The following is a 3,858-nucleotide window of genomic DNA, read 5'->3' as shown; positions in this document are numbered from 1 at the left end:
AGCAGTTCTTCGTCCACGTCAATGGCCGTGGTGGTGAGCATCAACATCACGGGGCCTTTGACGCTGTATTGCTTGGTCACCAGGTTGCCGGTGGCTTCGTCCTTGCCGGTGCTGGCAATGGTCAATTCGCCGTCTGATTGCAGCAGTTTCAAGGCATAAGCCGCTTGGCGGACACCCTCTTCTTCGGCGATGGCGAGGATCTTGTGTTGCAGGTCCGTTTCGCCAAGATAAAAAAGACTCTGGCCGGTCATGGCGCTGTACTGGATGCGTTCTTCTTCCGGCATCAGATTTAGAACCGCGTCCATCAGCGAGCTTTTGCCCGCCGCGCTCGATGACTGAATCAACACGGCCAAGGGCTGATCCAGTTTTCTGGAAACCGCCGCCAAATACCCGGCCAGCAGGTTGTAGGATTCACCGACGACACCGCAACGGGTCAAATCTGCCTCGATGCGCTCGATCAGATTGGGCGCACGCAACAGGTTTAATGCGGCCAGTTCATCCTCCGCGCTCAGCGTCGGCGTGGGATTTTTCGGGGCCAGTGCCGCTTGGATCGAGGCTTCCTGCAAACCTTCCAGCTTGAGCAATAGTTTGCCCAAGTCGCGCTTGATGATTTCTTCTGGCACGCCCAGCTCGATACTGGCCTGTTTCAAATAGCTATACCGGGCTTTGGCCGCATACAAATCAAAACTGTCCACGTAATAGGCCGCTTCGCGGCCCGGTGCGTGGTCTTCTGCGACCTCGCGGCGCACCTGTACATTGACTCGCATCTGTTCCGGGCCAAGGTTCTTTTTCCAGCCGCGCACCCGCCATCGGCGGTCGGCCACGACCAATAAAAGATCGCCCTGGGCGTTTTCGCTGAAAGTTTCCGATTCGGAAACTGGCCCCACTACCGTCAAAGTTTCCGAATCGAAAACTCCCGGCAGCGGTGGCAGATCGGCGGTTGCCTGCGGCGCAGCGGCTAAAGAAAAAGTGGTTTCTGGCTCAACCAAAACCGGCGTGCCTTTGCCCTGCCACAACGCCTGTTGCAACAACTCGCCCAGTGCCTGAGCCGGGTTTTCCACCTGCAAGGCGAAAGCGTTGGCGTCCATGCCTTGTGGGAACAACAAACGAAACACTTCGATGCCGGCAGAGCGTAGTTCCTCGGCCAGTTTTTCGGCTGCTGCGTCTCCCGCTGAGTCGCGGTCAAAAGCAATGATTACCCGCTGGGTGCCGTGGTGTTTCAGGGCCTGCCAATGGTCTTGGGAAAAACCGTTCACGCCATAGGCGCTGATGACATTGCGAAAACCTGCACACCAAAACGTCATGGCGTCGATCAGCGATTCACAGAGAATAATTTCCAGGCTGGCCAGCAACGCCGCCTCGTTCCAAACCCCGCGCAACGGCGTGGCCAAATACAAATGGCGGGGCTGATTGTGCAGTTTGTTGTTTGCCTGCATCCGCCGCCCGTAAAGCTGCATCACCCGCCCGGACTGCTCCGGCTGGGCGCCGTCTTCCAGACCCAGCACCGGCACGACCAGACAACCGTTTAAATGTTCGTGCCCGGTAGAGCGTAAAACCCCTAAATCTTGCAGGTGCTGTCGCACCTGCCGACCGGCCTGGGTATGCCCTGCGGGCAAGCGATACGTCAGGGTTTTATTGGCATAGCCTAGCTGAAAGTGTTCGATCAGCTCGGGATGGTTCAGGCCGCGAGATTCCAGATAGGCCAGTGCTTCGGGGGACTGTTTGAAATTGGCGTGATAGAACTCGACCACCGAACGCAGCAGCGCTGCGGCTTCAAGATCAGAAGCGCCTGCAGCTAAAGAAGGGAGGTGTCGAGCATGGCTGCGTGTCACACCGACTTTTTCCGTGTTCTCCAGTGGCGCGTCGTTGCGCAGCAGTTGAACCGCGTGCGGCAACGATACGCCTTGGGTTTTCATTACCCAATCAAGCACCGAACCAGCGGCCCCGCAGCCGAAGCAGTGATAGAGATTTTTCTCCTCGGAGACCGACAGGCTGGGCGTGCTTTCGTCATGAAACACGCAGTGCATCACCCAATCCTTGCCGCGCTTTTTCAACTCATGGCCCTGCGACTGGATCAGCCGAACCAGTGACACCTCACGCTTGAGGCGTTCCAGCTCGGCTTCGGGGATGCGGGCCATCGGGGTTTCTCCTAAAATGCGTCAACAATCATATTAGCTATATTTAATTAATCCTAATATGCTATCTCACGTCAAGCAGCAAAAAAACGAGGCATAGACTCATGGTCCATTTCCCAACGCTGGTTCTGCCCATGAGCTTCCCTCAACGCTTGGCAGCACTGCGCAAAGAGCGCGGACTGACACAGCAACAGATGGCTGACACCATTGGCGTGCACATTTCGCAGCTACGGCGCTATGAAGCAGGCACAACACAACCGACCATCGAAGTCTTTCGAAGGACCGTTCTGGCTCTGAGTGTCAGCGCCGATATGCTGCTATTTGATGAGGGAGAACGTGGGCCGGATGACCGCCTAAAACTTCAGTTCGAGGCAATCTCCAAGCTGGATGACAAAGAGCGCGAAGCCCTGGAGACAGTGATCAGCAGCGTATTGCACATGCACGACGCCAAGCGCTGGACACAAGCTGCGACTAAAAGAGACAGCTTGCCGGTCCAATAAAACGGGCCAACCTGGAAAAAGGAACCAGCCCTGTGGGGCTGCTGCTGTGTATAACAAATGCTATACAACCCACGCCAGTATTTGCTGGGTGAAACACTCGTTTTGTATTACAAATGTATAGCAGAACCCAGCAGACAGAAACCGGATAACTAATTGATACATATAGAAAATATCCACCTCGCAAGAGGTGCGTGTTGTGTATTGAGATTTTGCTCCTGTTAAGGAGCGAAAAATCATGCTGAAAAAGGGCGTATTGAGCAGATAGACCGTAGGTCGTCAGGGTGGGTGCAAAAGGGGTGCAACTTGACTGCAGAAAGGATGCAAATAGGGTGCAATCAGGGTGCAAAAACACCGGCGCTAGGCCGGTGTCGAGAGTGTCAGATCAAGTTGAAACTTCTACAGTTCACCAGACCTCATGGGTCTCGGCTCTGTAATTCTTTTCAATACGCTCAACAAGCAATGGCGCACTGATAATTCCTTCTGTCGGATACTCCAATTCATTAGGCCTAAATTCTCTTTCGAGTCGAAATGACTCTTTACCATCCCACAGCCAAAGGGAACCACCCGGTCCGCCATTCCTGGAGCGGAATGTAGGAAATACTTGTAGCCTTTCGGGCACTGGGACATTTTCCACAACGGATAGGAGGCCTTGATTTACCGCACTTTGAACAACAAAGAATGCAGAAAATTGTGGCTCGCCCTCAACTACCGTTGAAAAATCTTTTGGTTGCTCATTATGAAATCCGGGGAAAACACGAATTAAAAAACCGAACTCCGGGTGCTTATGAGTAACTTGCGCATATGCGACACCTTGCGAGGTTAACACCTGCAAAATGTCGCCCAGCTTTACTTTCTTAGCCATTTAAAATCCTTCATATCCAGCTTTTTTCAGCAGCTCAGCACCACGAATCAAACCCTGTTCATACTTGGTCGGGTTTTTGACAGACGATATAGAGTTGATTTTATTGATTAACGTGCCGCCATCTTTACCAAGGCCATGGTAATCGATCAGTGTCTGCTCAACTGCCCGAGCGTCAGCACGAGAAATATTGTCAAGCCCTCTGATTTTTGAAACCACTATACCTTTTTGTCTGAGGTGAGCTTGACCGCGTTTAACTATGTCGTCGGTTATTCCAACGTAACGAGTCACGCCATCAACAACGCAGTTATAAACACAGGTCTTTCCGCCTATAGAGGCAACCTCACCTGCGCCTTTTGGACCA

4 protein-coding genes are annotated in these 3,858 nt (G+C 53.1%); 1 reads left to right on the top strand and 3 read right to left on the bottom strand.

From position 1 onward, the window contains the following. On the bottom strand, positions 1-2,138 hold a 2,138-nt coding region (locus tag M5G11_RS23735; RefSeq protein WP_273913936.1), incomplete at its 3' end, for a CHC2 zinc finger domain-containing protein. 131 nt (positions 2,139-2,269) lie between these two features. Here M5G11_RS23735 and M5G11_RS23730 point away from each other — a divergent pair. Further along, the gene (locus M5G11_RS23730) at positions 2,270-2,635 is read left to right on the top strand and encodes a helix-turn-helix domain-containing protein (RefSeq protein ID WP_273913935.1); all 366 of its coding nucleotides are present in this window, start codon (positions 2,270-2,272) and stop codon (positions 2,633-2,635) included. Positions 2,636-3,038: 403 nt separating this feature from the next. On the opposite strand, the gene M5G11_RS23725 is transcribed toward M5G11_RS23730, so the two are convergent. After that, positions 3,039-3,497: a hypothetical protein gene (locus tag M5G11_RS23725; protein ID WP_081315124.1), complete on the bottom strand. Its 459-nt coding sequence runs from the start codon at positions 3,495-3,497 to the stop codon at positions 3,039-3,041. Further along, the coding region (locus M5G11_RS23720; protein WP_273913934.1) for a hypothetical protein at positions 3,498-3,858 on the bottom strand (361 nt) is incomplete at its 5' end.

It is taken from the genome of Pseudomonas fontis, from assembly GCF_028656955.1.
Lineage (GTDB): Bacteria > Pseudomonadota > Gammaproteobacteria > Pseudomonadales > Pseudomonadaceae > Aquipseudomonas > Aquipseudomonas fontis.
This window is presented reverse-complemented; position numbering and strand designations above follow the sequence as displayed.

What these genes read in the sequence shown, in the direction of transcription:
- M5G11_RS23730 (WP_273913935.1), top strand. Translation starts at nt 2,270, where the DNA reads ATGAGCTTCCCTCAACGCTTGGCAGCACTGCGCAAAGAGCGCGGACTG.
- M5G11_RS23725 (WP_081315124.1), bottom strand. Translation starts at nt 3,497, where the DNA reads ATGGCTAAGAAAGTAAAGCTGGGCGACATTTTGCAGGTGTTAACCTCG.